General features: G+C 72.4%; 2 protein-coding genes and 1 pseudogene. All 3 read left to right on the top strand.

Annotated features, from left to right (window positions below):
• Nucleotides 1–912: pseudogene (locus tag ACWGE1_RS40770) on the top strand (hypothetical protein); the annotation flags it as partial.
• 194 nt (nucleotides 913–1,106) lie between these two features.
• Nucleotides 1,107–1,451, top strand: coding sequence for a response regulator transcription factor (locus ACWGE1_RS40775; protein WP_453425524.1), 345 nt, complete (start codon nucleotides 1,107–1,109; stop codon nucleotides 1,449–1,451).
• A gap of 54 nt (nucleotides 1,452–1,505) precedes the next feature.
• The gene (locus ACWGE1_RS40780; protein WP_453425525.1) at nucleotides 1,506–2,288 is read left to right on the top strand and encodes a crotonase/enoyl-CoA hydratase family protein; all 783 of its coding nucleotides are present in this window, start codon (nucleotides 1,506–1,508) and stop codon (nucleotides 2,286–2,288) included.
• The last annotated feature ends 285 nt before the right edge of the window (nucleotides 2,289–2,573 follow it).

A 2,573-nucleotide genomic window follows, 5' to 3' on the forward strand; every position in this document is an offset into this window, starting at 1 on the left:
GTCCCCAACCAGGTCACCGTCCCGGTCGGGGCCGACGGCACGGTCGACCTCTACAACCACGCCGGGACGGTCGACCTGATCGCCGACATCAGCGGCTACTACCTGGCCGGGGACAGCGGGCAGCGCTTCACCGCCGTCAGCCCGAAGCGCCTGCTGGACACCCGCGATCCCGGGCTCAACCCGACCACCCCGAGCAGGCCGTTCGGACCGGTCGGGCCGGGCGGGACGATCAACCTGAACGTCGCCAAGAGCCACCCCGACGCCAAGGCGGTGACCCTGAACGTGACGGCCACCAACCCGACCGCGGGCAGCTACGTCACCGCCTACCCGCACGGCAGTGCCCGGCCGACGGCCTCCAACCTCAACTTCACGGCCGGGCAGACCGTCCCCAACCAGGTCACCGTCCCGGTCGGGGCCGACGGCACGGTCGACCTCTACAACTTCGCCGGGACGGTCGACCTGGTCGCCGACATCAGCGGCTACTACTCCGCCACCGGCTCGAAGTTCGTCCCGACCGGCCCCACCCGGGTGCTGGACACCCGCAAGGCCCCGGGCACGCCGCTCGGCGAGCGCAAGGAGCTGGACGTCCAGCCCAACTCGTGGAAGTTCGGCATCCCGCCGTTCGGTGTCACCGGCGTCACGATGAACGTCACCGCGACCGGCGGCACGGCGGACAGCTACCTGGCGGCGGCCCCCAGCTCGGGCTGCCCGGACCGGTTCCACTGGATGTACCCGCAGTACTCGAACGTCAACTTCACCGCCGGGCAGACCATCGCGAACGCGGTGACCGGCCAGGTTCCCGCGCTGAACTACTGCGGAAGGCGCACCTGGGCCGACGCGGTGACCATCTACAACCACTCGGGCAACGTGGACGTGATCGCCGACGTGAGCGGCTACTTCATCCAGGACTGACCCCGCCCTGACCCCGCCCGGCGACGGCCCCCGCACCCTCCCCCCAAGGGGTCGGTGCGGGGGCCGGGTCCGTTGCGGAATCCCGGAACGCCCCGATCCCTCACGAGTCGGCGCGGTAGCCGCGACTCGCTGCTCGCACTGGGCCTTGCGGGTTCCTGCTGAAGGAAACGCCCCTGGAGCGGCTGATCGCCGCCATGCACACCGTCGCCTCGGGCGAGACGCTCTTCGCGCCGACCGTCACCCGCCGCCTGATCGAGGCCTACCACCCGGCGCCGTCACCGCCCGGGGCGATCGCCCCGGAGTGGCACACCGTGACCGGCCGGGAGCGCGACGTCCTGCGTCTCGTGGCCACCGGAGCGACGAACACCGACGTCCCCGGGCAGCTCTTCATCAGCGAAGCCACCGTGAAGACCCACCTCAACCGCGCGATGGCCGAACTCGGGCTCTCCAGCCGGGACCAGGTCGTCGTCTTCGCGTACGAGACCGCCCTCGTGACGCCGGGAGGCCCGACGGTCCTGCCCTCCGGCGGGACGGGCTGAGGGGCCGGGACCCGGGACCCCACAATGGAGGCCGGCGAACGGGAGGGGTGCGGCATGGCGGACGAACAGACCTCGGTGCGGGTGGAGCGGGACGGACCGGTCTTCACGGTGATCCTGAGCAGGCCCGGGGTGCGCAATGCCGTGGACGGCCCGACGGCGGCACAACTGGCCGCTGCCTTCCGTGAGTTCGAGGCCGATGAGAGCGCGGCCGTCGCCGTGCTCTGGGGTGAGGGCGGCACGTTCTGCGCGGGCGCCGACCTCAAGGCCATCGGTACCGGGCGCGGCAACCGGGTGGACGCCTCCGGCGACGGGCCCATGGGGCCGACCCGGATGCGGTTGAGCAAGCCGGTGATCGCGGCCGTCGCCGGACACGCGGTGGCCGGGGGTCTGGAGCTGGCGCTCTGGTGCGATCTGAGGGTCGCGGAGGAGGACGCGGTGTTCGGCGTCTTCTGCCGCCGCTGGGGCGTCCCGCTGATCGACGGCGGTACGGTGCGGCTGCCCCGCCTGATCGGCGAGAGCCGTGCCATGGACCTGATTCTGACCGGTCGTCCGGTCACCGCCGCGGAAGCGCACGGGATCGGACTGGCCAACCGCGTGGTACCCGTGGGCCGGGCGAGGGCGGCCGCGGAGGAACTGGCCCGGGAGATCGCCGCGTTCCCGCAGCTCTGTCTGCGCCACGACCGGCTGTCCGTCCTCGAACAGCACGGTCTGTCCGAGGCGGACGCACTGGCGGGGGAGTTCCGGCACGGCGCGGTGCCACTGGCGGCGGGCGAAACGCAGGAGGGAGCTGGACGGTTCGCCTCCGGGGCGGGCCGGCACGGCGCGTTCGAACAGTGAGCGGATGACGGGTTGTGGCGCCCGCCACAAGCCGGCGCGGGAACCCGGCCGCCGACGGATCCGACCCCTGTCGCAGAGCCGCATGCCGGCGATATCGGAAGGTGGTCATCGGATGAACCGCAGGAATGTGCTCCGGGTCTCGACCGTGCTCGGCGCCGCCGCCACGCTGGCAGGCGCCGCGACGGCCGCGGCTGCCGCGGCACCGCCGCGATCCGCAGCCAGGACGGGCCCGCTGCGCGTGCATGTCGTGATGTTCGACGGGGTGGAGGAGCTCGATTTCGCCGC

The organism is Streptomyces sp. NPDC054932, assembly GCF_053610205.1.

What these genes read in the sequence shown, in the direction of transcription:
- ACWGE1_RS40775 (WP_453425524.1), top strand. Translation starts at nt 1,107, where the DNA reads ATGCACACCGTCGCCTCGGGCGAGACGCTCTTCGCGCCGACCGTCACC.
- ACWGE1_RS40780 (WP_453425525.1), top strand. Translation starts at nt 1,506, where the DNA reads ATGGCGGACGAACAGACCTCGGTGCGGGTGGAGCGGGACGGACCGGTC.